Raw genomic sequence first — 25,271 nt, forward strand, 5'->3', positions numbered from 1 at the left:
TATCAACCTATTACTTCGCTACCGCCACTGATTCACCATTTGATTTGAATACGCGAGTTTTCACGCCATCAATCACTTGGTAACCAACACGGTCAGCCTTTTGGGTTGTAGCATTAAAAACTGCCACGTTTGAAATATGAAGCGAAGCTTCCTGAGTTACAACGCTACCTTCAGCGCCTGTAGCACGGTTCGGCTTCTGATGCTTCTTCACCAAGTTAAGGCCTTCAACCTTAACACGGTCATTAGAAACAGACAGAACAGTACCCTGTTTGCCTTTTTCTTTACCTGCGATCACAATTACTTGATCGCCTTTTTTAATCTTAGCCATGATCGCCTCTTATAGAACTTCAGGAGCCAATGAAATAATTTTCATGAACTGTTCAGTACGAAGTTCACGAGTCACTGGTCCGAAAATACGAGTTGCAATCGGCGCTTTGTTGTTGTTCAAAATAACAGCAGCGTTATCGTCGAAACGAATCACTGAACCGTCTGCACGACGGATACCGAATTTTGTACGAACCACAACCGCATTCATCACGTCACCTTTTTTAACACGTGCGCGTGGAATTGCTTCTTTTACAGTAACTTTAATAATGTCGCCAACAGAAGCATAACGACGATGCGAGCCACCAAGTACTTTAATACATTGTACGCGGCGTGCACCACTGTTGTCTGCTACGTCGAGCATAGTTTCGGTCTGAATCATTGCCCTACTCCAAAACCGAGCAACACCGGTCGAAATTTCGAAAGGCTCAAAGAGTACTCGAAATTGACCGATGATGCAACAAGAACGTTAATTACTCAGCAGCTGCTTCAACAACTTCAACTAGAGTCCAAGACTTAGTTTTAGAAATTGGGCGGCTTTCTTTAATGGTTACAACATCACCAGCTTTCGCTGTGTTGTTCTCATCATGAGCATGTAATTTTGTTGAACGGCGGATTAATTTGCCATACAACGGGTGTTGAACTTGGCGTTCAATAAGAACAACGATAGATTTATCCATCTTGTCGCTTACAACTTTGCCAGTTAACGTGCGGACTGTTTTATCACTCATTGTCCGTTCCCCTGTTTTTCGGTAAGGAGGGTCTTAATACGAGCAATAGTCTGACGAGTAAGTGCAACTTCATGCGATTTACCCAATTGACCAGTTGCTTTCGCCATACGAAGACGGAATTGGTTAAGCTGTTGCTCATCAAGCAAAGCTGTCAACTCTTCTACCGACTTTTCACGTAGATCTTTAGTTTTCATTACATTACCGTCCGAGTCACGATAGCGGTTTTAAACGGAAGTTTAGCTGCTGCAAGCGTAAACGCTTCGCGAGCCAATTCTTCGTTAACACCATCAATTTCGTACAAGACTTTACCTGGTTTGATTTGGCAAACCCAATATTCCACAGAACCTTTACCTTTACCCATACGCACTTCAAGAGGCTTAGAAGTAATCGGTTTGTCCGGGAATACACGGATAAAGATCTTACCACCACGCTTAATACGACGGCTAATTGTACGACGCGCTGCTTCAATTTGACGCGCAGTCATTTGACCACGTTCAACTGATTTAAGTGCAATAGTACCGAAAGATACTGTGCTACCGCGGTGTGCTAGACCAGTGTTACGGCCTTTCTGCACTTTACGGAATTTAGTACGCTTAGGTTGCAACATGGATTATTCTCCTTTTTCAGCAGAACGATCATTGCGACGACCACGACGCTCTTGACCTTCACCACGACCACGACCGCGTTTAGCTGGACGTTCTTCAGCTGGAGCTGGGTTCATGACTTGTTTCATGCCACCCAAGATCTCACCACGGAAGATCCAAACTTTAACACCGATCGTACCGTAAGTAGTCTCAGCACGCATAGTCGCATAGTCGATATCTGCACGAAGCGTATGTAGAGGTACACGACCTTCACGATACCACTCAGTACGAGCAATCTCAGCACCACCTAAACGGCCTGAAACTTCTACTTTGATACCTTTAGCACCAGCACGCATTGTGTTTTGTACCGCACGCTTCATAGCACGACGGAACATTACACGTTTTTCTAATTGAGAAGCGATAGCTTCAGCAACTAGACGCGCGTCTAAGTCTGGACGATCAATTTCATTAATACTTACTTGCGCAGGAACACCCATAATAGATGTTAATTCGCGTTGTAGTTTCTCAATATCTTCGCCTTTTTTACCGATTACGATACCTGGACGAGCAGTGCTAATAGTTACTTTAGCAGCGCCCGTAGGGCGTTCGATAAGAATGTTGCTGATCATCGCGTTTTTAAGTTTTTTGATCAAAAACTCACGAACTTGAAGATCTTTAAGCAAGTATTCAGCGTATTGTTTCGGATTCGCATACCAGTTAGCGTTATGACGTTTCACAACACCTAGGCGGATACCGATTGGATGAACCTTCTGACCCATATCAAACCCCTACCTTAACGGTGATGTGACAAGTACGCTTAGTAATACGATCTGCACGGCCTTTAGCACGTGGCATAATACGTTTCAGGCTCATGCCTTCATCAACGTAGATCGTAGAAACTTTAAGGTCGTCTACATCTAAACTGTTATTGTGTTCAGCGTTTGCAATCGCAGATTCCAACGCTTTCTTAACTAGAACTGCAGCTTTTTTGTTGCTGAAGTTAAGGATGTTAAGAGCGTGCGCAACAGATTTGCCGCGGATAAGATCTGCAACCAAACGAGCTTTTTGTGCCGAGATAGCGGCACCGCGTAATTTAGCAGTTACTTCCATCATAGCACCCATTAACGTTTAGATTTCTTGTCAACACCGTGACCGCGATAGGTACGAGTTGGTGCAAATTCACCAAGCTTGTGACCAACCATGTGCTCAGAAACGATCACAGGAACGTGGTTACGGCCATTGTGTACAGAAATTGTTAAACCAACAAAATCCGGGAGGATCATCGAACGACGCGACCAAGTTTTGATCGGCTTACGGTTATTAGCCGCGATAGCCGCTTCAACCTTAGCGAACAAGTGCGCATCGACGAATGGGCCTTTTTTCAGAGAACGAGGCATTGTCAGATTCCTTTACTTGTTACTTAACGCGACGGTCGCGAATAATCATCTTAGTCGTACGCTTATTGGTACGTGTCTTGTACCCTTTAGCTTTTTGACCCCATGGGCTTACAGGTTGAATACCTTTGTTACGCCCTTCACCACCACCATGTGGATGGTCAACTGGGTTCATCGCCATACCACGAACGGTAGGACGAACACCACGCCAGCGTGATGCACCAGCTTTACCTAGTGAACGAAGGTTGCTTTCTGAGTTAGATACTTCACCTAACACAGCACGGCATTCAACGTGAATTTTACGCATCTCGCCTGAACGCAGACGAACGATAGCGTAAGAACCGTCACGACCCAACAGCTGAACTGAAGTACCAGCTGAACGAGCTAACTGCGCGCCTTTACCGATTTTAAGTTCGATGTTGTGAAGAGTAGAACCGATAGGCATGTTGCGAAGCGGCAAGCAGTTACCTGGACGAATTGGAGCATCGTTACCAGACTGTACTTTATCGCCAGCGCGAAGGCCTTTAGGAGCGATGATATAGCGACGCTCACCATCAGCATACAATACAAGTGCAATGTGTGCAGTACGGTTAGGATCGTATTCGATACGCTCTACAGTTGCAGGAATACCATCTTTGTTACGTTTAAAGTCAACTAGACGGTAGTGCTGCTTGTGACCGCCACCAACGTGACGAGTCGTGATGTGACCGTTGTTATTACGGCCGCCAGTACGTTTTTTAGCTTCAACCAACGGAGAGTATGGTGCGCCTTTGTGAAGGTGATCGTGAACCACTTTCTCTACAAAGCGACGTCCTGGAGACGTTGGCTTACATTTTTGAATAGGCATAATTCTCGTCCTTATTCCGCTGTGCTTTCAGCGGTATCGCCCAAGTCAGCCATTTCAACATCTTGGCCAGCTTTCAGGGTGACGTATGCTTTTTTAACATCAGAACGACGTCCTAATGTTTTACCAAAGCGCTTAGACTTACCTTTAGTGATAGTCGTGTTAACTTTAACAACTTCCACACCAAAGAGTTGTTCCACTGCTTTTTTGATTTCAAGCTTGTTTGCATTTAATGCAACTTTAAACACTTGAACACCAGCAGTTTCACCTAAAACTTGTGCTTTTTCTGAGAATACAGGTCCTTGCAGGACTTGATAGATACGTTCGTTGTTCATCCGAGTTCTACCTCAATTTTCTTAGCAGCAGCTACAGACATAACAACTTTGTCGAACGCAATCAAGCTAACCGGATCGATTGCAGCAGCATCAACCACATCAACGTGTGGAATGTTGCGCGCAGCAAGATACAAGTTCTCATCAACAGCATCAGTAACGATCAATGCGCGAGTCGCATTCAAGTCGTTAAGTTTTGCAAGCAATTCTTTAGTTTTTGGAGCTGCAACAGCAAACTCTTCAACTAAAACTAGGCGATCTTGACGAACAAGTTCAGCTAGGATGCATTGCATAGCACCGCGGTACATTTTACGGTTTACTTTTTGAGACCAGTCTTGTGGACGAGCAGCAAAAGTTTTACCACCGCCAACCCAGATTGGGCTACGAATAGAACCAGCACGAGCGCGGCCAGTACCTTTTTGACGGAATGGCTTGCGACCACCGCCAGAAACGTCTGCACGTGATTTCTGAGCTTTTGAACCTTGACGGCCACCAGCTAAATAAGCTGTAACCACTTGGTGAACAAGAGCTTCATTAAATTCACGACCGAACGCAACTTCTGATAATTCAACAGCAGAGCCGGAAACAGTATTTAAATTCACGTTATTTCCCCTCAGGCCTTGATCGTAGGACGAACGATTACGTCGCCACCAGTAGCACCAGGAACCGCGCCTTTAACAACTAGAACTGAACGTTCTGTGTCGATAGCAACGATCTCAAGACCCTGTGTAGTTACGCGTTCAGCACCTAAATGGCCAGCCATTTTTTTGCCTTTGAATACGCGACCAGGAGTCTGGTTTTGACCAGTAGAACCTAAAACACGGTGAGAAACTGAGTTACCGTGAGTTGCATCTTGCGTACGGAAGTTCCAACGCTTAACACCACCTTGGAAACCTTTACCTTTAGATTGACCAGTTACGTCAACAACTTGACCAACCTGGAACAATTCAACGGTAAGCGTACCACCAACTTCACGACCTTCAAGATCAGCTTCTGTAGCACGGAATTCTTGAACTAGACGACCAGCTGCAACACCCGCTTTCGCGAAGTGGCCTTTCTGAGCGTTAGTTACGCGAGATTCGCGACGTTCACCAGTAGTGATTTGAATCGCTTGATAACCATCAGTTTCAAGCGTTTTGATTTGAGTGATGCGGTTAGGATCAACCTCAATCACTGTAACAGGCACAGAAACACCAGCATCTGTAAAGATACGTGTCATACCGCACTTGCGACCGACTAAACCAATAGCCATGTGCATAAACCTCTAAAAAAGCGGCCTAATTAACTTAGAGTGTTAATTAACCCGAAAGCCTTAACCCAATGCGATCTGAACATCAACACCAGCTGCAAGATCTAACTTCATCAATGCATCTACAGTTTTGTCTGTAGGTTGAACGATGTCGATCAAACGCTTGTAAGTACGGATTTCGTACTGGTCACGCGCGTCTTTGTTTACGTGTGGTGATGTTAAAACGTTAAAACGTTCAATGCGTGTTGGCATTGGAATTGGACCACACACTTGTGCGCCAGTACGTTTTGCGGTTTCTACGATTTCTTGAGCTGATTGATCAATTAGACGGTGATCAAAAGACTTAAGACGGATACGAATTCTCTGGTTAGACATACCAGTAAACTCCAAGCCAAATATATAAAGAATCACTCATGACGCATCCCACCCCACCAAGTAGAGCAAGTGTCAAGAGCAGTGAAATATCACTAAGGTCATGATCGATGCCACGACTGTAACGATAGTTGGTAATGCACATCTTGTGTTACCAACACCCCTCATATCGAAGGGTCGCTCATTATAACCATTGTTTAATGCATAAGCAAATCTCTTTTATGGTTTTATCCAAGTTTTCAATTTATGCATTAAAACAAGAGTTTATTGTATAAACATTAGGCGGTTCTGGCCAAAACATACTCTATGGCACGATTTAATATCTGATTTCCTTCAATAAATTTATGCTTGGTGGAATTTTTTAATTCAAATAAGTTTTGCACATATTTTCCTGAAAACTGTGCCAGCTCTTCTTCATTTTCCAAAAACAATTCCAGGGTTTCCGGAGTAATTTCCGGATGAAACTGAAAGCCCAAAACATTTCTGCCCAATTGATACATCTGATTCCGGCAGGCTTCATTTTCTGCCAGATGGACTGCCCCTTTGGGTAATTCAAAGGTTTCATTATGCCATTGCAGAATATTAAACTGCTCTGGCAAGCTAAAACAGCTTTCCGGCAGATTAGCGACTCGATGTACTGTGGTCCAACCCAATTCCTGCTCTGGATTGCGACTCACCCCCGCACCCAGGGCATTTGCTATTAACTGCCCACCCAGACACAGGCCAATTGCCGGTTTACCATGGGAGAGATAGCGACGCAACCAGCGTTTTTCTATTTTTAACCAAGGGAAATTTGCTTCATCATTCACACTCATGGTCCCGCCCATAATGATCAGCAAATCCACCTCTTCCACTGTAGGCAGCGCCTCGATCTCCAGAGTACGATCCACGGGTAAAGCAAAAAATTCAGTCGCTGTAATTTGCGCCTGATGCTGCTTTATAAATTCATAACAACTACCAAAACCTTCACCAGCAATATGCTGAAAATAATGCACTTTTAAATGCGACTTCATGAACCCCCACCTATTTTTTTAGCTATATGGATTTAGGTTTTGCAAAAATGAAGCCAACTTTTTCCAAGACCTGCCGTTTTTAAACAATTCACAACGTAACTGGCAGTGAGTCACAGATTCTCTTAAGCTAGAGTAATATTTGATTACATTTGAGCGCATTCACGTGAAACAAAATCCTCAAACCCGCCTGATTCATGCACCACGAAAGGCCCCTCAATCGATTTCCACCATTCAGCCTCCCCTCTATCGTGCATCAACCATTATTTTCAACAGCACCGATGCCCTGTTTAATCGCCACTGGACCGATGATTATGACTATAGCTATGGCACTCATGGCACACCTACAACATTTACCCTGGGTGATAACATTGCCCAACTCGAAGGCGGGGTCTATCACCTGCTCACACCGAGTGGTTTATCCGCGATTAATCTCGTGAATTCTTGCTTTTTAAGTCAGGGAGATGAAGTCTGGGTGGCCGATAATATCTATGGTCCGAACATGGAGCATTTACGCAATCTGGAAAAGCGTTATGGAATTACAGTCAAAGTCTACAATCCGATACAGGTTGAAACGTTTCAGCCTACAGATAAGGCCAAACTGATCTGGCTTGAGGCTGCTGGCTCAGTCACGCTGGAATTCCCAGACCTAAACAGTCTGATCAAAAAAGCCCAGGCACACCATATTCTGACGGCACTGGATAATACCTGGGGTGCAGGTCTGGCTTTTAATGCGTTTGATTTAGGGGAAGAGCATTTAAGTGTAGATATCACGGTCCACGCACTGACCAAATATCCAAGCGGTGGTGGCGATATCCTGATGGGTTCAGTGGTCACGCGCGATAAAGAACTACATAACAAACTATTCCGTACGCACGCCATTCAGGGCATCAGTGTTTCTGGCGATGATGTGGCACAGATACAACGCAGCCTAGCATCCATGCAGCTTCGCTATGAACATCAATCGAAAAACGCGCTGACCTTACTGACATGGCTGAAGAATCAATCTGAATTTATACAGGTGCTACATCCGGCCGATCCTGACAACGCAAGCTACTCATACTGGAAAGAAATTTGCCAACAAGGCCATAGTGCCGGTCTGGTCAGTGTAATTTTTGACAGTAAACATCAACTGCAAGATATCCGCAATTTCTGTGACAGCTTAAAACTGTTTAAGCTTGGCTTTAGCTGGGGTGGTCCTGTCAGCCTGGTCATGTTATATAACTTAAAAGACATGCGTGTGCTGGAACATTCACATTTGAAAGACGGCCTGCTGGTGCGGTTCTGTATTGGCCTAGAACATCCGGAAGATCTGATTCAAGATATCCAGCATGCCTTAGAACAAGTGAAAAAAGTTAAAAATGAATAGATAACAACAGGAAATCATATGGGTACACCAATCGTTATTGCTAAAAAAACCGCCGATACCACCCAGGATATCGTACTGCATTCTCAGCTTGCCAACCGTCATGGCCTGATTGCCGGCGCAACCGGTACCGGTAAGACCGTAACATTAAAGGTACTGGCAGAAAGCTTTTCCCGGATTGGTGTACCTGTATTTTTGGCTGACGCCAAGGGGGATGTATCCAGCTTGGCAAAAGCCGGAGCAAGCAATCCCAAATTTGATGAACGTATTAAAAGTCTGAATATCAACTCCATCCATTTTGCAGCCTCACCTGTGGTGTTCTGGGATTTATTTGGTGAGCAAGGCCATCCGATTCGCACCACCATTTCCGAAATTGGCCCGCTGCTTCTCGCACGTATTCTAAATCTGAATGACACTCAGGAAGGTGTATTGTCGGCAGTCTTCCGTATTGCGGATGATCAAGGACTATTACTGATCGACTTTAAAGATTTAAAGGCCATGCTGAGTTATGTCAACGAACATGCTGCAGACTTTAAAGCGGACTATGGCAACCTTTCTCCTGCCAGTCTGGGTGCGATTCAGCGTAATTTGCTGGCTCTGGCCGATCAGGGCGGCGACAAGTTCTTTGGTGAACCGGCACTGGATCTGATGGATTTTCTGCAAACTGACAGCCAAGGTCGCGGCAATATCAACCTGCTTGCTGCCGACAAGCTGATGAACACACCAAAACTGTATGCCACCTTCTTACTTTGGATGCTGTCCGAACTGTTTGAGCAATTGCCTGAAGTGGGTGATCTGGACAAGCCGAAACTGGTGTTCTTCTTTGATGAAGCCCATCTCTTATTTGATAATGCCAGCCCTGCCCTGCAAGAAAAAATCGAACAAGTCGTACGTTTGATTCGCTCTAAAGGTGTTGGGATTTACTTTGTGACGCAAAACCCACTGGATTTGCCTGAAAGCGTTTTAGGACAATTGGGTAACCGCATTCAACATGCCCTGCGTGCCTTTACCCCGAAAGATCAGAAAGCAGTAAAAACCGCAGCAGATACGTTCCGAGCTAATCCAGAATTTAAAGTTCAGGATGCCATTACCGAACTTGCTGTCGGTGAAGCTTTGATTAGTTGCCTAGATGAAAAAGGCATTCCGCAAATAGTAGAGCGTGGCTGGGTCATGCCGCCGCATTCATCCTTTACACCGATCTCGCTTGAAGAACGCAAGGCTCTCATGCAGCAAAGCATTGTGGCCGGGATTTATGAGCAGCAAGTCGACCGGGACAGTGCGCATGAAATGCTGCAAAACAAAGTCGCTGAACGTCAGCAGCAAGCTCAGGCTGCGGAGCTTGCCAAACAGCAAGCCAAGGAGCAAGAAGCTTATGCCAAGCAGGTAGCAAAAGAGCAGGAAGCATTTGCCAAGCAGCAAGTCCGCGAACAGGAACGTCTGGCACGTGAGCAACAGAAGGAAGCAGAACGTGCAGCAAAACAACGTGAAAAACTCACTCAAGACATTGTAGGTACCTTTGCTAAAAGTGCGGCACGCAGCCTTGGCGGCAGCACCGGGCAGAAAATTGTCCGCGGTTTACTCGGCTCATTATTTGGCAAAAGATAACTCACCTATCTCCGATCATTTTTATCATTCTTATGGGATATTTTAATATCCCATAATTTTTTTAGGGCTATATGCTGATGAGGTATTGTCAAGCTATTCTAAAAGATGTAATTTAAATACATCTTATAAATAACCGCCATGAGAGATCAAACATGACTCCGCAGCAAATTGACCTAGTAAAAGCAACAGTTCCTGTACTCCGCGAAAATGGCGTAGCCCTGACTGGTTATTTTTATAACCGTATGCTGGGTAATAATCCTGACTTAAAAGAAACCTTCAACATGGGTCACCAGCGTAGTGGTGCTCAGGCGCAAGCCTTAGCAGGTGCGGTTCTGGCATATGCTGAAAATATTGAAGACCCATCTGTACTTTTACCAGTAGTTGAGCTTATCGCACATAAACACGTGAGCTTAAACATTCAAGCCCCTGACTATAATATTGTCGGTGAAAACCTGCTTCATTCCATCAGTGAAGTGTTAAGCATTTCAATGGACGACCCATTGATTGGCGCTTGGGCAGCAGCTTATGGTCAATTGGCCGACCTGTTCATCAGTACTGAAAAAGCGATTTATGATCAGCATCAACAAACCAAAGGTAGCTGGTTAGGCTGGCGTAATTTTAAAATTGCGAAAAAAGTACAGGAAAGCAGTGAAATTACCTCGTTCTATCTTGAACCTGTCGATGGCGGTGAATTGCCGAAATACGAAGCTGGTCAATATATTTCTGTACGTGTTTTCGTTGAAGAACTTGGCTTAAAACAACCTCGTCAATATACGCTTTCAACTTGTCCACAAGCGAATTATTTACGTATTTCGGTAAAACGTGAAGATCAAAAAGGTGATTTGGTCCCAGGCTGGGTGTCGAATACACTCCACGGCCTGCCAGAAGGTTCAGAAATTGAAGTGTCTGCACCGACAGGGAACTTTTACCTGATTGACCCAAATAAACGCAATGTGTTTATCAGTGGTGGTGTAGGCCTGACTCCCATGATTGCTATGCTAAATCAGCTAGTGACTCTGGATATGCCACAACCTGTGACATTCCTCCATGCCTGCCGCAGCAAACAAGTACATGCAATGCATCAGCATATTCAGGACTTAAAAGCAAAATATCCACGCCTCAGCACATTTACCGCTTATGAGTTCCCGCATGCAAGCGATAAATTAGGTGAGGATTATGATGTCGCTGGACGTCTGGATTTAAGCACCGTAGATAGTGCATTGTTACCCGTCAATGCCGACTACTATCTCTGCGGCCCAATGCCATTTATGGCTGAACAGCAAAAGGCACTGGTAGCTCGTGGCATTCCTGCTGAAAATATTCACAGTGAAGCGTTTGGTACAGGTGGCGTTAAGCACTAACCCGATGGGTCAGCATAAAATAAAGAGAGGGTTAGTCTGGTTATACTAGACTAACCCTAATTTTTTACTTAAAAACATCAGTATTATCATGCAACTGAATAAATTCACTGACTATGCACTGCGAATTTTAATGTATGTCGCACAGCCACGTGATCTTCCCTATACCATTGCAGAACTTGCCGAGCGCTTGCAGGTTTCGCAAAATCATGCCATGAAAATCGTGCATTTTATGGCGAAACAGGACTGGCTCATCACCACACGTGGTAAAGGTGGCGGGATACGTTTAAATCCCCTCAGCCTGAACCTGCAGTTGGGACAGATTGTGCGGATTTTGCAGCGCGACAGCAATGTGGTGGAATGTAATAACCCGCCCTGTGTATTACGCCCGACCTGTGGTTTGAAAGGCATTTTAGATGATGCAGTGGAACAGTTTTATACCACCCTGGATCAATACGTGCTTCAAGATGTCATTACGCCACAAAATGTACGTTTCAGTACCCAGTCTCCCATTAGCCTGGTTAATCTTTAAAGTCTGCAGCTCACATCTTGTGACTTATTCTTGCGGCAAAGTTCGCTTGCCTGTGCGACTTCCTTTATAATGCTTCTTTGTAGATCATTTATTGAAGTTGAGTTATGCACCACAGCAGAGGAAAATCCAAAAACAGTAAGACAGCCCATGCGCCTAAGCAAAAGATCAGCTACGAGAAAAAAGTTGATTCTGCCATTACTGAATATGCTGTGCGCTCACTCAACTGGCTACGCAAAGCCGAATTTTTAATGAGTGCACCAAAACTCAATCTGTGTGTTGAAGATACAGGCTATGAAATTGCTTTTGCGGGCCGCTCTAATGCAGGTAAATCCAGTGCGATTAATGCCCTGACCAACCAGAAACAGTTGGCACGTGCATCAAAAAGACCGGGCCGTACCCAGATGATCAACTTTTTTAGTCTGGGCAATCCTGATCAGCGTCTGGTCGATTTACCCGGCTATGGCTATGCTGCCGTTCCTGAAGCCATGAAAATTGTCTGGCAAAAAGAACTAGAAAATTACCTGATTCATCGTAAGAGTTTACAGGGTCTGGTGCTGCTCATGGATATTCGTCATCCGCTACAGCACTTTGATGTGATGATGCTGGAATGGGCTTATTCACGTAAATTGTTCGTGCATGTCTTGCTAACCAAATCTGACAAACTGAACCGCGGCCCTGCGTCTAAAGCCTTGCAGGAAGTCAAAGCGGCATTGAAAAAGATGAAGCTGGATTTCTCGATTCAACTGTTCTCCTCTATGAATAAGCAAGGTCTGGAAGAACTGGCCAGCGTCATGGGTGGCCGTTTGAACTTTACCTTAGATCAAGCATCTGAATATGATCTGGACAGCATTCCGGAAGCATCAGCGCATGATTTGAATGAATCTGATGAACCGCTTGAAGAGCTCGAGCTTAGTGAAGCTGATTCTGAGCATGCTGAAGTATCGACTCATGATTTAAATGAAGCTGAAGAACCGCTGGAATTGCTTGAGCAGGATCAATCCGAGCTTAAAGCGGCAGATGAATTGAATCAGAATAAGCATTCACCGGATTAAGATCCATATCACCGCAATGGTCTGGGAGTTCTGGATTTATTAAAACTTACCTTATAAAAAAAGCAGACCAATGGCCTGCTTTTTTTATTTTTTAAATGTTTTAGCTATCTGTAGCTTGAAGATCGGGTTCACGCGTATGCCGGTCCACCACCACACTGATCATCATATCCCCTTGAACATTCACGACTGTGCGTACGGTATCCAGTAAACGGTCGATCGGTAAAAGAATAGCAATCGCCTCGGCAGGCAAACCGACCGACTGCAAGACCATGATCATGGTCACCATACCGGCACTCGGAATTCCTGGTGCACCTAAGGATGCAATCATCGCCGTGGCGCAGACCACCAGTTGCTGCCCCAGACTCAGATCCAGCCCCATTAAATTGGCAATAAATAATGCTGCTGCCGCTTCATACAGTGCTGTGCCATCCATATTCAACTGTGTACCAAGTGGAATCACAAAGCCTGCGGTATGTGGACGTACTCCTAAATTTTCCTGTGTGCATTTCATTGACAAGGGCATGGTGGCCGAACTGGAACTGGTAGCAAAGGCAGTAATCAGAGCAGCTCGTGTGCCTTTAAAGAACGTGACCGGATCCATCTTGCCGAAAACCCATAGCAATAAAGGCAAGACCACGATGCCATGAAAAATCGTCGTGCCGGTAACCACCGCAGCGAATTCAGCCAGACGACTGAGGACTGAAACATCTTCAGTGGCAATTAATTTAGCCAATAAGGCAAAAATACCAAGCGGTGCCAGTTTCATCACCCAGCCAATCATCAACATCATGATTTCGAAAAACTGGTGACTCAGCTTGCGCACAGTACGAAACTTATCCCCACCTGCCACCAGTGCCACACCAACAAATAAGGCAAAGACTACCACCGCCAAGACATTGCCATCGGCAAAAGCTTTAAACGGATTGATCAGGGTATTCTGAATAAAATTGGTAAAGAAAGATGAAGGTGTCAGGGTATCTGGCGTTTGATGTTGCGCCATGGCATCCTGGAACATCAGCACATCAACACCCTTACCGACATCAAACAAATGCGCACACGCCAGACCTAAAATGAGCGCCAAGGTGGTGGTGGTCACACAGCACATCAGGGTGATTTTCCAGGTGCGGCTTAGCTGCCCACCCGCCTGCAGATTGGATACGCCGACCACGATCGAGCTAAAAATCAGCGGCACTAACAGCATTTTTAACAAGCCAATAAAAATGCTGCTGACGATACCGATGCCATATAAGCTGACATCAAAAAATGAGGTCTGCGGAAATATCGTCAATAGAAATCCAAACAGCACCCCCAATACGGCGGCAATTAGAATTTGCGTATTTAAGCTCATCTTTTCATGCATTTTTAATATTGATCTTAAGCCGCACTATGCCATGCGAATTCTACAGAATCGAGTAATATTTTATAAACGCGGCGTGAGGACATGATATCAAATGGCCATTTTCATCCGGCTTAAAAACAAAAAGCCGAATCAGGGATTCGACTTTTTGAGCAGGAAGAAAAATTACTGTGTTTCGATTTCACGTAAACGGATCAAGCCTTCCTGAGAGGTACTGCAGACCAGCTCACCGTTCTGCCACATCCGGCCAAAATTCAGGCCACGCGAACTGGCGCTTTGGGTGGCATCCATATCGTAAAGCATCCACTCATCCGCACGGAACGGTTTATGGAAGTACATGGCATGGTCAATACTGGCACATTGCAAACTTGGCGAGATATAGCTCAGACCATGTGGACGAAGCGCTGTGGTCATCAAGGTAAAATCAGAATAGAAAGCAGCAATAGCCTGATGCAAGGAGATCTGATCGACTTCTGCAGCAATACGGTCATGCGTACGGATATAGTGCGCATAAGACGGTGCTTCAGGTTGAGGCTGGAATGGATTTTGCGGATTGACCGGACGAATTTCCACATGACGATCACGAGTGAAAGATGCACGGACATTTTCCGGAATAAACTCAATAATCTGTTTGATCAGTTCCGCTTCATTTTTCAGGCTTTCTGCCGGTGGATATTCAGGCTCTGAAATCTGGTAATTTAGCCCTTCTTCCTGATGCGCGAAAGACACCATACACATGAAAATGGTACGGCCATGCTGAATAGCGCGCACCTGACGGCTGACAAAGCTCTTGCCGTCACGGATACGATCCACTTCATAAATAATCGGTGCATTGACATCCCCGCCAAACAGAAAATAGGCATGTAATGAATGTGCTGGACGATCTGTGGTATAAGACGCGGCGCGTAGTGCCTGCCCTAAAACCTGCCCACCGAACACGCGCTTGCCCACCAGATTCCGGCTGATTCCCCGGAAAATGTTTTCTTCTAACTTTTCTAAGCTAAGCAGCTCGACCAGTTCCTGTGTTAAGGCATTCATAAGCAACCTATCTAATATTGGAGATATCCAAAATGGAAAAACGGATCTAAATAATTGATCTGGAATATTCTGCCACAAAATCAGACCGAAACTCTAAAGTTTGCATGACTGTTCTGTCATACTGATGTCATAAGTGACTAGGAAAAGCACCTGCTTTCACGCTAAAATTGAAGCACTTCTGTTGAAGTTGTTAAAAAAAGATATATTGTTTCGCTTTAGAAACCCGCAAAATAAATTCCCTCAGAAGTCCTGTGGTTTTGGTCAGTAAAATTAGGAGCAGCTATGTCCAAGAATGGCTTTGGTCAAATGTATCGCAAGCTTTCAAGTAAGTTACTTGATCTTGTGGTTACCCCTCATGTTCTTGGGGAAGTACCAAGTGAAGTGACAGCGCCTGAATCTGATCAGACTGCAGCAGAATCGCAGAAACTGGTCTGCTACGTTTTACAGAACCATTCGCGTAGTAATGCACTGGTGGTCGATGCAGAAACGCGACGCTTAAAATTGCCGGCTGCACTTGATCCAATGCAACTGGGCAATAATAAGGAAAAAGCATCGGTACTGTTTTTACAGCATCATGATGAAAATAATCTGCTCAGCTCACCACCGCATGCTTTCCCGCCGCGCCTGTTACGCCTGATTGAAATCCTGGAACAGCATCCTGAACTGGATGTCGAACTGGTACCGGTAACAGTACTTTGGGGACGTGAACCGGAGAAAGAAGATTCCTGGTTTAAGTTATTATTTACCGATACCTGGTCTACACCAAGCCGGGTCAAGCAACTGGTCAATATCGGCCTGCATGGTCGCCAGTCTTATTTAGAGTTCCATGAACCACAGTCTTTACGCACCTTGATTAACTTTGCCAAAGAGACTCATCCAAATTCAGCGCCGGCGACTTATATTGTCAGCACTTTAAATGATTATCTGGATGGTCAGCGCGAAGTGATTCTTGGACCGGATCTGTCTGACCGTCGCAATGTCATGCACGGTCTGATCAAATCACCCGATGTACAGGCAGCGATTCGCAATGACAGTATTCGTAGCAAAATCTCGATGCTGGAATCTGAACGTCGTGCCATCGGTTATCTGAACGAAATCGTTTCCGATTATTCTCATTCTACTGTACGTTTTGCCGATAAAGCGCTGACCCGCTTATGGACCCAGCTTTATGACGGCGTAGAAGTCCATAATTTCAGTACCGTGCGTGAATTGGCTAAGGATTATGAAATTGTCTATACCCCATGTCACCGCAGTCACATTGACTATTTATTATTGTCTTATGTGATCTATCGCCGTGGCTTGATGGTGCCGTATATTGCTGCGGGCGATAACCTCAATATGCCTTTTGTCGGTCAGATTTTACGTGGTGGTGGCGCTTTCTTTATTCGCCGTACTTTCCGCGGCAACGCGCTCTATACTACGGTGTTTAAAGAATATCTGTATAGCGTCCTGTCACGTAATACCCCGCTAGAATATTTTATTGAAGGTGGCCGTTCACGTACCGGTCGTTTGCTACCGCCAAAAACCGGGATGCTGGCAATGACCGTGCATGGTCATTTACGTGGCAAGTCCAAACCGATTGTATTTGTACCGACCTATATCGGCTATGAACGCCTAATGGAAGGTGGTACCTATGTCTGTGAGATGAGTGGTAAGCCAAAAGAAGCCGAGTCTATTTTTGGTATTTTGAAAACCCTGCGCAAGATTGAACGTATTTTTGGCAAGGTGCACCTGAACTTTGGTAAACCGGTATTTCTGGATGATATCCTGAAACAGCATGGTGCAGAAAATATCAAGATCGAAAAGAACGATGATCCGGTTCCACAAGCGGTTTCTGACGCGGTGAATAGCTCTGCACAGGCTATTCTGGAAAATATTAACAGTGCAGTCGTGATCAATCCGGTATCGTTATTATCTTTAATCTTGCTGGCCACGCCAAAACATACGCTGGATGAAGAAATCTGTATCAAACAGCTGGATACCTATCGCACCTTGCTCACCGCCCTGCCTTATGATGAACGCATGCAGGTTACACCGCTGTCAGGCAAAGAAATAATTGCCTATGCAATGAAGCTGAAACTGATCAAACGGGTGAAGCATGTACTGGGAGATATTATTGCGATTGAGGATAATCAGGCGGTTCTGCTAACTTACTTCCGTAATAATATTGTGCATACTTTTATATTGCCATCCCTGATTGCAGCCCTGACTGAACATAACGGCACCATCCGCCGTCATGATGTGATCAATATCAGCAGCACCCTATATCCGTTCCTCAAAGCTGAGCTATTTTTAAAATGGCATGAAGATGAGATTCAGGATCAGGTGAATGCGCATATTGACAGCTTAATTGCCTCAAAACTGATTACACAAGATGGTGAAAACCTGATTGCACCTGCACCAAATACAGAAGCACATCATCAGCTTGAAGTTCTAGCTGCACCAGTAACCCAAAGTCTGGAACGTTATTACATGACTTTGGCACTGATTACCCAGCGTGGTTCTGGCAATATTTCGACCCGTCAGGTGGAAGAGCTGAGTTATCTGGTCGGTCAGCGCCTGTCTGTGCTGTACGAGTTCAACTCGCCAGAGTTCTTCGATAAAGCCTTATTCCAAAGCTTTATTAAGGTATTAACCCAAAAAGGGTATCTATGTACCAATGAAGACAATGCCATTGTCTTTGATGAACAGCTGACCAATGTGGCGCAGTATGCAGATCTGGTACTGGATGAAGTGAAGTTGCAGATGCTGCATCACATCACCGACTTTACGGATGAAGAACTGAAAGAAGCTTTGGATGCAGTTGCGGCTGAACAAGCCAAGAAACGCGCGAAGCGGAAGAAGAAGTAAGGCTTTTTATTCCCTCTCCTTTCAGGAGAGGGTTAGGGAGAGGTAATTTAAAAAGCCCTTCTCCTGACCTCCCTTCGAGAAAGGGAAGAATATTCCTCTTTTACAAGGAGGAGCTAAGAATTATTTTTCCTCATCAACCCCAAATAATCCTCATAACAATCTGGATGCTCTAACTCAAATCCCATTTTCTGCATTCGGGTCGCATAAAGCTTCTTACCTGTCACCTGCTCACTTTCTACTTTAAGCAAAGGAAGCCCCATCTGCTTTTGGAACCATTGCAATATTTCATGCATTAATTTTGGATCGTTGTTTGTCACAATATAAGAATTTTCAGGATGTTCCACGTGAATCATCTGTGATAAGAAACGTGATAAATCTTCAATGTGAATCCGGTTGGACCAGTGCAGATTCGGATATCTCAACATCGAGGCGGCCATTTTTTGTAGGCGTTCTACCGATGCTCCATAAATCCCACTTGGACGAATGATGGTACATTTCTCAGGATAAGCAGTGAAATAAGCCTGCTCCATCTGCTGCAAGATTTTGCTCTGAGCATCATTCGGGTGAATTTCAGTTTCGTCATCTACGATTTCACCGGAATTTTGCCCATACACTCGTGTCGATGACACCACCACAATCCGTTTCACCGGATGCTGTTTCAAGGCAGAGACAATAGGTTGAACCGAATCCAGATAAGTTTGCTGATAGCCTTCAACCGTACTTTGTTTTGGACTAAGTAATACATAGACCCAGTCAATCGGTGTAACTGCTGTTAAATCCAGTTGATGCACATCCTGAATCAGATGAGTTGCGAATGAATCTGTTTTGGGACTCTGGCTAATTGTGCTAATTTGATGACCTTGCTCAAATAGTTGTTTAGCCACACGTCGGGATGTTTTACCATAACCGGTAAATAAAATATGCATTGAGCACCGAATCACAAATCTGGTTGAGGGGACATGGCTGCAGTCCATCAGTTACAAGGCGTTGGCAATGCCGCCGCTTCATTACTCGAAAAACTAAATATCTTCAATACTGATGATTTGCTTTTTCATCTACCACGTGACTATGAAGACCGTAGCACGATCATTCCCATGAATCAATTGAGCGTGGGACGCAGTTATCTGCTGGAAGGGATCGTTAAAGGTGTAGATTTTCCACCCGGTAAACGCAAATCTATGGCTGTGCTGCTGGATGATGATTTTGGCAAGGTTACTTTACGTTTTTATCATATCTATAAAGGTATTACTGACCGCTGCAAACTGGGTAACCGTTTAAGAATTTTTGGTGAAGTGCGGGTCGGTGCGCGCGGTCTGGAAATGTATCATCCCGAACTGCAAGTCATTACTGAGGACACACCTTTACCTCAAACCCAGCTCACGGCGATTTACCCTGCGACTGAAGGCCTGACCCAACCCAAAATACGGGATTATATTCAGCAGGCCTTGGCTCAATACAGCGACCATCTGCCTGAACTACTGCCAGCAAAATTTAGCAATGGTTATGCACTGAAACAGGCACTGGAATATATCCATCACCCGCCAGTCAATGCCAATATGCTGCAACTAGCACAAGGCTCACATCCTGCACAGCAGCGCCTGATCTTTGAAGAACTGGTAGCGCATCAGATCAGTTTATTGACACGTCGGGCCTTTATTCAGCAAGTCGAAGCGCCTTCATTTGCGCCCAGTAAAACCTATGCCAAACAGCTCTTAGCCAGTCTGGCTTTTGAAATGACCGGTGCGCAAAAACGTGTATCCAGAGAAATCGTGCAGGATTTAAAAAGCAATAAACCGATGTTGCGTCTGGTGCAAGGCGATGTCGGCGCGGGTAAAACCCTGGTGGCTGGTGTCGCAGCTTGCCATGCACTGGAAGAAGGCTGGCAAGTGGCGTTGATGGCACCGACCGAGATTCTGGCCGAGCAGCATTATCTGAACTTTAAACGCTGGTTTGAGCCTTTGGGCTTAAATGTAGCCTGGCTTTCCGGCAAGCAGAAAGGTAAAGCTCGCGCCGCTGCGGAACAGGTGATTCGGGATGGCAGCGCCCATCTGGTGATCGGAACGCATGCCCTGTTTCAGGAAAATGTCGAGTTTGCCAAACTGGGTCTGGTGATTATTGATGAACAGCACCGCTTTGGTGTGGATCAGCGCCTTGCACTCAGAAATAAAGGGCTAGATGGTATGTCTCCGCATCAACTGGTGATGACTGCGACTCCGATTCCCCGCACACTGGCCATGTCTGCCTATGGTGATCTGGATACCTCGGTGATTGACGAGCTGCCGCCGGGCCGTACCCCGATTCAGACCGTGACCATTCCATTAGATCGACGCGAAGAAGTCTTGCAACGGATTGCCAGCAACTGTGCTGAAGGTAAGCAGGCATATTGGGTGTGTACACTGGTAGAACAGTCCGAAACCCTGGATGCTCAGGCCGCAGAAGCGACCTTTGCCGAAATTCGCGAGCGCTTTCCTGCGCTGAATATCGGACTGGTACATGGCAAGATGAAAGCCGATGAAAAACAGGCGGTAATGCAGCAGTTTAAAAATAATGAATTACAGCTCCTGATTGCCACCACCGTGATCGAAGTCGGGGTAGATGTACCCAATGCTTCCATCATGGTAATTGAAAATGCTGAACGTCTGGGCCTATCTCAATTGCATCAGTTACGGGGCCGGGTCGGTCGTGGCGCCAAAGCCAGTTTCTGTGCCCTACTGTATAAACATCCGCTGTCTCAAAATGGTCAGGAACGCTTAAGAATCATGCGCGAAACTAATGATGGTTTCATGATTGCCGAGAAAGACCTGGAATTGCGTGGCCCAGGTGAACTGCTTGGAACCAAACAGACCGGGGACATGAATTTCCGTGTGGCCAAACTTGAACGTGATGATCACCTGCTCAATCAGGCACATTATGTGGCTCAGCAGATGCTCAAGGATTATCCCGATCAGGCCGAAGCATTATTGCAACGCTGGCTACCGGAAGCACCGCGCTATGCCTATGTTTAAATTACTGCAACATGGAAAATCCTGGCTGACCTGCTTACAGCCCTGCCAGCTCTGTCTGACCGATCATCAGTCCATTCATTCAGTCTGTGAAGATTGCTGGCGACAATTACCCTGGGCACATCAAACCATTCAACGGCAGGAAATGCAGTTCCAGATTGCCTGCGACTATGCTTACCCGATGGACCGGCTGATTCAACTGTTTAAATATGAACAGAAGCTGCATTTGCAAAATTTACTGGCAGGTGTGCTGTTAAGTTTAGACCTACCTAAAGTCAGTGCGATAGTACCGATGCCGATCTCGAATGAGCGTCTGGCTGAGCGCGGTTATAATCAATCTCTAGTGCTGGCCAAACATGTGGCAAAACAGTTGAATGTACCCATCTGGCAACCTGTTCGACGAATGAAACAACACTCGCAAAAGGGCCTAAGCCGGCTGGAGCGGATTGAAGACATCCAATCACAATTCCAGATCAGTACCATTTCCAAGCTGCGTTACCGTCGGGTGCTGATTATCGATGATGTGGTGACGACCGGCAGCTCGATTCGAGCACTGAGCCAAACACTTGAACAACTGGGCTGTCAAAAAGTTTATGCAGCCTGTCTGGCAGGTGCTCAAATCTGAAAATTTAAGCTTGGGCGAGTAACTGCGACTTCACCCAAGGAATCACAATTTCAGTGGTCAAGGGTGCGAGTCGTAGCTCTTTTTCATCCAGATCGACCCATTTCATTTCGGCAATTTCCGCTTCAATTTTTGGCGCTTGATCTAGACTTACCCAATAGACATAACTCACCAGTTGATGATCTGGTTCATTCGCCGTCTGGGTTTCAAAACGCCCAATGAATTGCTGAATCTGTGCCTGTGTGCCAATTTCTTCCTGAATTTCACGCAACATCGTTGCTTCTGGTGCTTCATTTGGCTCCAGCTTGCCACCAACCTGCATAAAGCAGGACGTCCCTTTTTTACGAACCACCAGCAGTTGCTGCGCTTCATTTAAAATAATGGCTGCAGCCACCGTAATCACTTTCATTTATTTTCTATAAATCATGCTGTGAACAGCTTATTTTACAAGATCGGTCTGATCGACCATACCCCATTTCGCTTCAGGCGGCTGATAACTTTCAAACTGGCGCAAAATATCATCCAGATTATCACTCACAATTAAAGCATCGCTAAAGCGCGCTTTGGTAAAACCTTTCTCAGTCGTCATATGGATAAATTTGAGTAAATCATCATAGAAACCATCTACATTTAAAAAAGCACAAGGTTTTTTATGAATTCCCAACTGTGCCCAGGTCCATTGTTCAAAAATTTCTTCCAGCGTTCCTGCACCACCCGGAATGGCAATAAATCCCTGTGCCAGTTCCGACATGCGGGTTTTACGTTCATGCATATTATCGACCACAAATAGCTCGGTAATATGCGGATGCGCCAGTTCACGATTGACGAGCTGTCTTGGAATTACGCCAATCACCTTGCCACCAGCAGCCAAAGCACTATCAGCTATAATCCCCATTAAACCGGAGCGACCACCGCCATAGACCAGCGTCTGATGCCTTGCTGCCAAGGTCTGGCCAACCTTTTCGGCAATCTGGGCATAGAGAGGATCCGAGCCCAGTGCTGAACCACAAAAAATTGCGATAGAATTCATCATTTCACTCTCCAATTGACGCTATATTGTACGAAATCGCTGCAAGCGCGTTTTTTCCAAAAATAACTGCTTAATATCAGTGTTTTTATTCAATTCCTTGTCTAAAATACACCCATTCCAATTCACATACTGCGCCAGGGAGAAAAGACAGCATGCTTGAAGCCTTTTACGCCACAGAGCGCGGTAGCTTAGAAGATATCACGATTAACGGTGATTTCGACCTGCATCCAGATTTAGTATGGCTTGATCTGATTGCACCTTCACAAGAAGAGCAGCAATGGATTCTAGATGCCTATGCGCAAAACTTACCGACCTTAAAATCGCTGGAAGATATTTCCTCGAGTGCCCGATTTTACCGTGATGATGACGGTATTTTGCATATCAGTACCTATTTTTTAACCAAAAATAAAAACTATCAGGTCGAGAACGAAAACGAAGATGAATCCAGCATGCTGGCGACGGTACAAACCGTAGCATTCATTCTGCATAAGGACCGTCTGTTTACCTTGCGTGGCGAAAAGCTGGTGGCCTTTCGTGCCTTCCGTGCCCGTGCGCGCCGCAATGATTATGAAATCGATTATAAAGATCCGACTTGGATTTTATTGGGTCTGCTCGAAGCCAAACTAGATGAACTGGCCGACATTCTAGAAGATGTACATAAAGATTTAGAGAAATATTCAACTGAAGTGTTGAATAACCGCCATCGTGAGCAGATTCTCGATCTGGATGACATGATTACCCGGCTAGCTCAACTGGAAGATATGCTCGGTAAAGCGCAGCTCTGTCTGATCGATTTACGTCGTGTTCTAACTTTCCTGTCTCGTCCACGCGCCTTGGGTAGTCATATTTATGATGCGGATATCCGAGAACTCAGTGAAGATGTGCGCTCGCTGGTGGAGCATGATGCCTTCCTGTTCCAGAAAGTGCGCTTCCTGCTCGATACCACGTCCGGATTCATTAACACGGAACAGAACGATACGATTCGTCGATTCTCGATCTTGCCAAGTATGCTTGCGCCACCGATGCTGATCGCCAGTATTTATGGCATGAATATCGAAGTTCTGCCTTTTGCACAAGGCACCATGAGCTTCATTATGGTCAGTATCATTTTGATCGGCTTTTTGATTGGGCCATTGATTTACTTTAGATGGAAGAAGTGGATTTAATTTCTTCACCCTCTCTCTAACTCTCTCCCATAGGGGTAAGCATCCGGCTAACACAGCCTTACCAAGCGATCCTATAAGCCTTAATTTAGTCCCCACCTAAAAACAAGTGGGGACTTAATCCATGAACATGGATATATATTCAGCAACACCTCCTATTGCTAAAAAACGCAGAACATACAGCAAAGAATTCAAACTCAGTATTGTCAATGCCTGCAAAAATCCTAATACCTCGATCGCTTCGGTCGCACTGCAACATAGTATTAATGCCAACCTTGTCAGTCGTTGGATCAGGATCCTCAGCCATCATGATGGTGCCGTGCAGGATCCTACTCATGTGAATCCAGCATTTATTGCTTTGCCTTACACTGCTGCAATCAGCCAACCTATTGATGAGAGGATCACGTTGTGTATCACCGTGCCTCATACGAATAATGATATTCAGCTAAAATGGCAGACATCAGAAATACCTGCCTTGGCAGAATTACTCAAGGCACTGGCAACATGATCCGCATTGATGAAATCTGGTTGTCTACCCAGCCCATGGATATGCGAGCAGGAATGGATACTGTCATGGCTCAGGTGGTGAGAGCCTTTGGCTACATCAAACCGCATTGCGCCTACCTGTTCTGTAATAAACGTGGTCATCGTATGAAAGTGTTGGTACATGATGGACTGGGCATCTGGCTGTGTGCCCGGCGGCTGGAACAGGGCAAATTTCACTGGGCTCAAGTTCACCAAGGTGAAACCGTGGCCCTCAGCCCGGAACAGTTACAGGCACTGATCCAAGGTTTGCCCTGGCAGCGCATTGGACGACAGCAGGTGGTGACGATGCTTTAAACCAGGCTGTTCCATTCTGCTATTCTCCAAACGTTCTATTTCATTCTTCTCATGACCTCAGGCATACTGCGGTCATGAATACGCTGCCTGACTTAAGCCAACTGACCCATGAACAACTGCTGGAATTTACCCAGCAGTTGGCAATGCAGCATCAACAACTCGCAGAAGATAACCAACAATTAGATACCAAAGTTCAGTATCTTGAAGTATCCAATCAGCAATTAGATGCCAAAGTTCAGCATCTTTCCATTCTCAATCAAAAATACGAGCATGAGCTCGCACTATTTAAACAGCACAAATTCGGCAGTAAAAACGAACATCTCACCGCAAAACAAATCCATCTATGGGACGAAGCGGTTGAAGAAGATATTGCCGCGGTTGATCTGGAACTGGAACGGCTAAATGCAGATAAAACCGATGCAGCGACACACAAAGCCACAGTCAACAAACCTAAACGTCGTCCATTGCCAACTCACTTACCTACGATTCGCATCGAGCATGAACCTGCATCAACCCAATGCAGTTGTGGATGCCAACTCCGTCGTATCGGCGAAGATATCAGTGAAAAACTGCATTTCAGACCGGCACAGTTCTATAAGGAACAGCATGTGCGTGG

General features: G+C 45.4%; 30 protein-coding genes and 2 pseudogenes. 12 read left to right on the top strand and 20 right to left on the bottom strand.

Going from position 1 to position 25,271, the window contains the following annotated elements:
* Positions 1-10: 10 nt before the first annotated feature.
* The 15 genes and pseudogenes from rplX to PV763_RS11705 form a co-directional block, all read right to left on the bottom strand.
* Entirely contained in the window at positions 11-328 is a 318-nt protein-coding gene (rplX, locus tag PV763_RS11635) for a 50S ribosomal protein L24 (RefSeq protein ID WP_004281502.1), read from the bottom strand.
* A gap of 9 nt (positions 329-337) precedes the next feature.
* Complete coding sequence (rplN, locus tag PV763_RS11640; protein ID WP_004281503.1) at positions 338-706, bottom strand: 50S ribosomal protein L14; 369 nt, start codon at positions 704-706, stop codon at positions 338-340.
* Positions 707-797: 91 nt separating this feature from the next.
* Positions 798-1,055, bottom strand: a complete 258-nt coding sequence (gene rpsQ / locus PV763_RS11645) for a 30S ribosomal protein S17 (protein WP_004281504.1) — start codon at positions 1,053-1,055, stop codon at positions 798-800.
* A complete protein-coding gene (gene rpmC, locus PV763_RS11650) occupies positions 1,052-1,249 on the bottom strand; it encodes a 50S ribosomal protein L29 (protein ID WP_004281505.1) in 198 nt (65 codons plus the stop codon). The genes rpsQ and rpmC overlap by 4 nt, the downstream gene beginning before the upstream one ends.
* The gene (rplP, locus tag PV763_RS11655; RefSeq protein ID WP_004281506.1) at positions 1,249-1,662 is read right to left on the bottom strand and encodes a 50S ribosomal protein L16; all 414 of its coding nucleotides are present in this window, start codon (positions 1,660-1,662) and stop codon (positions 1,249-1,251) included. The genes rpmC and rplP overlap by 1 nt, the downstream gene beginning before the upstream one ends.
* Positions 1,602-2,418: pseudogene (gene rpsC / locus PV763_RS11660) on the bottom strand (30S ribosomal protein S3). Before rpsC ends, rplP begins: the two are co-directional and overlap by 61 nt.
* 1 nt (position 2,419) lies before the next feature.
* Positions 2,420-2,749: a 50S ribosomal protein L22 gene (rplV, locus tag PV763_RS11665; RefSeq protein WP_001982638.1), complete on the bottom strand. Its 330-nt coding sequence runs from the start codon at positions 2,747-2,749 to the stop codon at positions 2,420-2,422.
* An 11-nt stretch (positions 2,750-2,760) separates the two neighbouring features.
* The gene (gene rpsS, locus PV763_RS11670; protein ID WP_004281508.1) at positions 2,761-3,036 is read right to left on the bottom strand and encodes a 30S ribosomal protein S19; all 276 of its coding nucleotides are present in this window, start codon (positions 3,034-3,036) and stop codon (positions 2,761-2,763) included.
* 19 nt (positions 3,037-3,055) lie between these two features.
* Positions 3,056-3,880: a 50S ribosomal protein L2 gene (gene rplB / locus PV763_RS11675; protein ID WP_004281509.1), complete on the bottom strand. Its 825-nt coding sequence runs from the start codon at positions 3,878-3,880 to the stop codon at positions 3,056-3,058.
* Between the two features lie 11 nt (positions 3,881-3,891).
* Positions 3,892-4,212, bottom strand: a complete 321-nt coding sequence (gene rplW / locus PV763_RS11680; RefSeq protein WP_004281510.1) for a 50S ribosomal protein L23 — start codon at positions 4,210-4,212, stop codon at positions 3,892-3,894.
* Positions 4,209-4,811: a 50S ribosomal protein L4 gene (rplD, locus tag PV763_RS11685; RefSeq protein WP_004281511.1), complete on the bottom strand. Its 603-nt coding sequence runs from the start codon at positions 4,809-4,811 to the stop codon at positions 4,209-4,211. The genes rplW and rplD overlap by 4 nt, the downstream gene beginning before the upstream one ends.
* Before the next feature lie 11 nt (positions 4,812-4,822).
* Complete coding sequence (gene rplC, locus PV763_RS11690) at positions 4,823-5,461, bottom strand: 50S ribosomal protein L3 (protein WP_004645054.1); 639 nt, start codon at positions 5,459-5,461, stop codon at positions 4,823-4,825.
* Between the two features lie 60 nt (positions 5,462-5,521).
* Positions 5,522-5,833 carry a 30S ribosomal protein S10 gene (gene rpsJ / locus PV763_RS11695; protein ID WP_000070912.1) on the bottom strand — a complete coding sequence of 104 codons (312 nt, stop codon included), beginning with the start codon at positions 5,831-5,833 and terminating at the stop codon, positions 5,522-5,524.
* The gene (locus PV763_RS11700; RefSeq protein ID WP_420937872.1) at positions 5,826-5,975 is read right to left on the bottom strand and encodes a hypothetical protein; all 150 of its coding nucleotides are present in this window, start codon (positions 5,973-5,975) and stop codon (positions 5,826-5,828) included. The genes rpsJ and PV763_RS11700 overlap by 8 nt, the downstream gene beginning before the upstream one ends.
* A gap of 133 nt (positions 5,976-6,108) precedes the next feature.
* Positions 6,109-6,843 (bottom strand): type 1 glutamine amidotransferase, encoded by a 735-nt coding sequence (locus tag PV763_RS11705; RefSeq protein WP_420937873.1) that lies wholly within the window; start codon positions 6,841-6,843, stop codon positions 6,109-6,111.
* Positions 6,844-7,006: 163 nt separating this feature from the next.
* Here PV763_RS11705 and PV763_RS11710 point away from each other — a divergent pair, with 163 nt between their 5' ends.
* The 5 genes and pseudogenes from PV763_RS11710 to yihA all read left to right on the top strand — a co-directional run.
* Positions 7,007-8,209, top strand: a complete 1,203-nt coding sequence (locus PV763_RS11710; RefSeq protein ID WP_420937874.1) for a PLP-dependent transferase — start codon at positions 7,007-7,009, stop codon at positions 8,207-8,209.
* A gap of 18 nt (positions 8,210-8,227) precedes the next feature.
* Positions 8,228-9,811: a helicase HerA-like domain-containing protein gene (locus PV763_RS11715; protein WP_420937875.1), complete on the top strand. Its 1,584-nt coding sequence runs from the start codon at positions 8,228-8,230 to the stop codon at positions 9,809-9,811.
* 152 nt (positions 9,812-9,963) lie between these two features.
* Positions 9,964-11,172 (top strand): NO-inducible flavohemoprotein, encoded by a 1,209-nt coding sequence (hmpA, locus tag PV763_RS11720; protein ID WP_420937876.1) that lies wholly within the window; start codon positions 9,964-9,966, stop codon positions 11,170-11,172.
* Positions 11,173-11,260: 88 nt separating this feature from the next.
* Positions 11,261-11,701 (top strand): RrF2 family transcriptional regulator, encoded by a 441-nt coding sequence (locus PV763_RS11725; protein ID WP_420937877.1) that lies wholly within the window; start codon positions 11,261-11,263, stop codon positions 11,699-11,701.
* Between the two features lie 104 nt (positions 11,702-11,805).
* Positions 11,806-12,582 (top strand): annotated as a pseudogene (gene yihA, locus PV763_RS11730) (ribosome biogenesis GTP-binding protein YihA/YsxC); the annotation flags it as partial.
* A gap of 271 nt (positions 12,583-12,853) precedes the next feature.
* Here yihA and PV763_RS11735 read toward each other — a convergent pair.
* Positions 12,854-14,101 (bottom strand): dicarboxylate/amino acid:cation symporter, encoded by a 1,248-nt coding sequence (locus PV763_RS11735; protein ID WP_253137915.1) that lies wholly within the window; start codon positions 14,099-14,101, stop codon positions 12,854-12,856.
* A gap of 174 nt (positions 14,102-14,275) precedes the next feature.
* Positions 14,276-15,148: an acyl-CoA thioesterase gene (locus PV763_RS11740; protein WP_004645045.1), complete on the bottom strand. Its 873-nt coding sequence runs from the start codon at positions 15,146-15,148 to the stop codon at positions 14,276-14,278.
* Positions 15,149-15,430: 282 nt separating this feature from the next.
* Here PV763_RS11740 and plsB point away from each other — a divergent pair, with 282 nt between their 5' ends.
* Positions 15,431-17,998, top strand: a complete 2,568-nt coding sequence (gene plsB, locus PV763_RS11745; protein ID WP_420937878.1) for a glycerol-3-phosphate 1-O-acyltransferase PlsB — start codon at positions 15,431-15,433, stop codon at positions 17,996-17,998.
* Positions 17,999-18,111: 113 nt separating this feature from the next.
* On the opposite strand, the gene PV763_RS11750 is transcribed toward plsB, so the two are convergent.
* Positions 18,112-18,924 (bottom strand): NAD-dependent epimerase/dehydratase family protein, encoded by an 813-nt coding sequence (locus PV763_RS11750; RefSeq protein WP_253137914.1) that lies wholly within the window; start codon positions 18,922-18,924, stop codon positions 18,112-18,114.
* 33 nt (positions 18,925-18,957) lie between these two features.
* On the opposite strand from PV763_RS11750, the gene recG reads away from it, so the two are divergent.
* Complete coding sequence (gene recG, locus PV763_RS11755) at positions 18,958-21,003, top strand: ATP-dependent DNA helicase RecG (protein WP_004645042.1); 2,046 nt, start codon at positions 18,958-18,960, stop codon at positions 21,001-21,003.
* Positions 20,990-21,625 carry a ComF family protein gene (locus tag PV763_RS11760; protein ID WP_420937879.1) on the top strand — a complete coding sequence of 212 codons (636 nt, stop codon included), beginning with the start codon at positions 20,990-20,992 and terminating at the stop codon, positions 21,623-21,625. Before recG ends, PV763_RS11760 begins: the two co-directional genes overlap by 14 nt.
* A 4-nt stretch (positions 21,626-21,629) precedes the next feature.
* On the opposite strand, the gene PV763_RS11765 is transcribed toward PV763_RS11760, so the two are convergent.
* On the bottom strand, positions 21,630-22,031 hold the full coding sequence (locus PV763_RS11765) for an NUDIX hydrolase (protein ID WP_004732301.1): 402 nt from the start codon (positions 22,029-22,031) through the stop codon (positions 21,630-21,632).
* Between the two features lie 30 nt (positions 22,032-22,061).
* Positions 22,062-22,652: a TIGR00730 family Rossman fold protein gene (locus PV763_RS11770; RefSeq protein WP_004732303.1), complete on the bottom strand. Its 591-nt coding sequence runs from the start codon at positions 22,650-22,652 to the stop codon at positions 22,062-22,064.
* A gap of 152 nt (positions 22,653-22,804) precedes the next feature.
* Between PV763_RS11770 and PV763_RS11775 the strand changes: the two genes are divergently transcribed.
* The 4 genes from PV763_RS11775 to PV763_RS11790 all read left to right on the top strand — a co-directional run.
* Positions 22,805-23,818: a CorA family divalent cation transporter gene (locus PV763_RS11775; RefSeq protein WP_086044442.1), complete on the top strand. Its 1,014-nt coding sequence runs from the start codon at positions 22,805-22,807 to the stop codon at positions 23,816-23,818.
* Positions 23,819-23,939: 121 nt separating this feature from the next.
* Positions 23,940-24,323, top strand: coding sequence for a transposase (locus PV763_RS11780; RefSeq protein ID WP_067727918.1), 384 nt, complete (start codon positions 23,940-23,942; stop codon positions 24,321-24,323).
* Entirely contained in the window at positions 24,320-24,655 is a 336-nt protein-coding gene (gene tnpB, locus PV763_RS11785) for an IS66 family insertion sequence element accessory protein TnpB (RefSeq protein ID WP_016659045.1), read from the top strand. The genes PV763_RS11780 and tnpB overlap by 4 nt, the downstream gene beginning before the upstream one ends.
* A gap of 74 nt (positions 24,656-24,729) precedes the next feature.
* On the top strand, positions 24,730-25,271 hold a 542-nt coding region (locus PV763_RS11790), incomplete at its 3' end, for an IS66 family transposase zinc-finger binding domain-containing protein (protein WP_420937880.1).

Source organism: Acinetobacter sp. AS5, from assembly GCF_048957595.1.
GTDB lineage: Bacteria > Pseudomonadota > Gammaproteobacteria > Pseudomonadales > Moraxellaceae > Acinetobacter.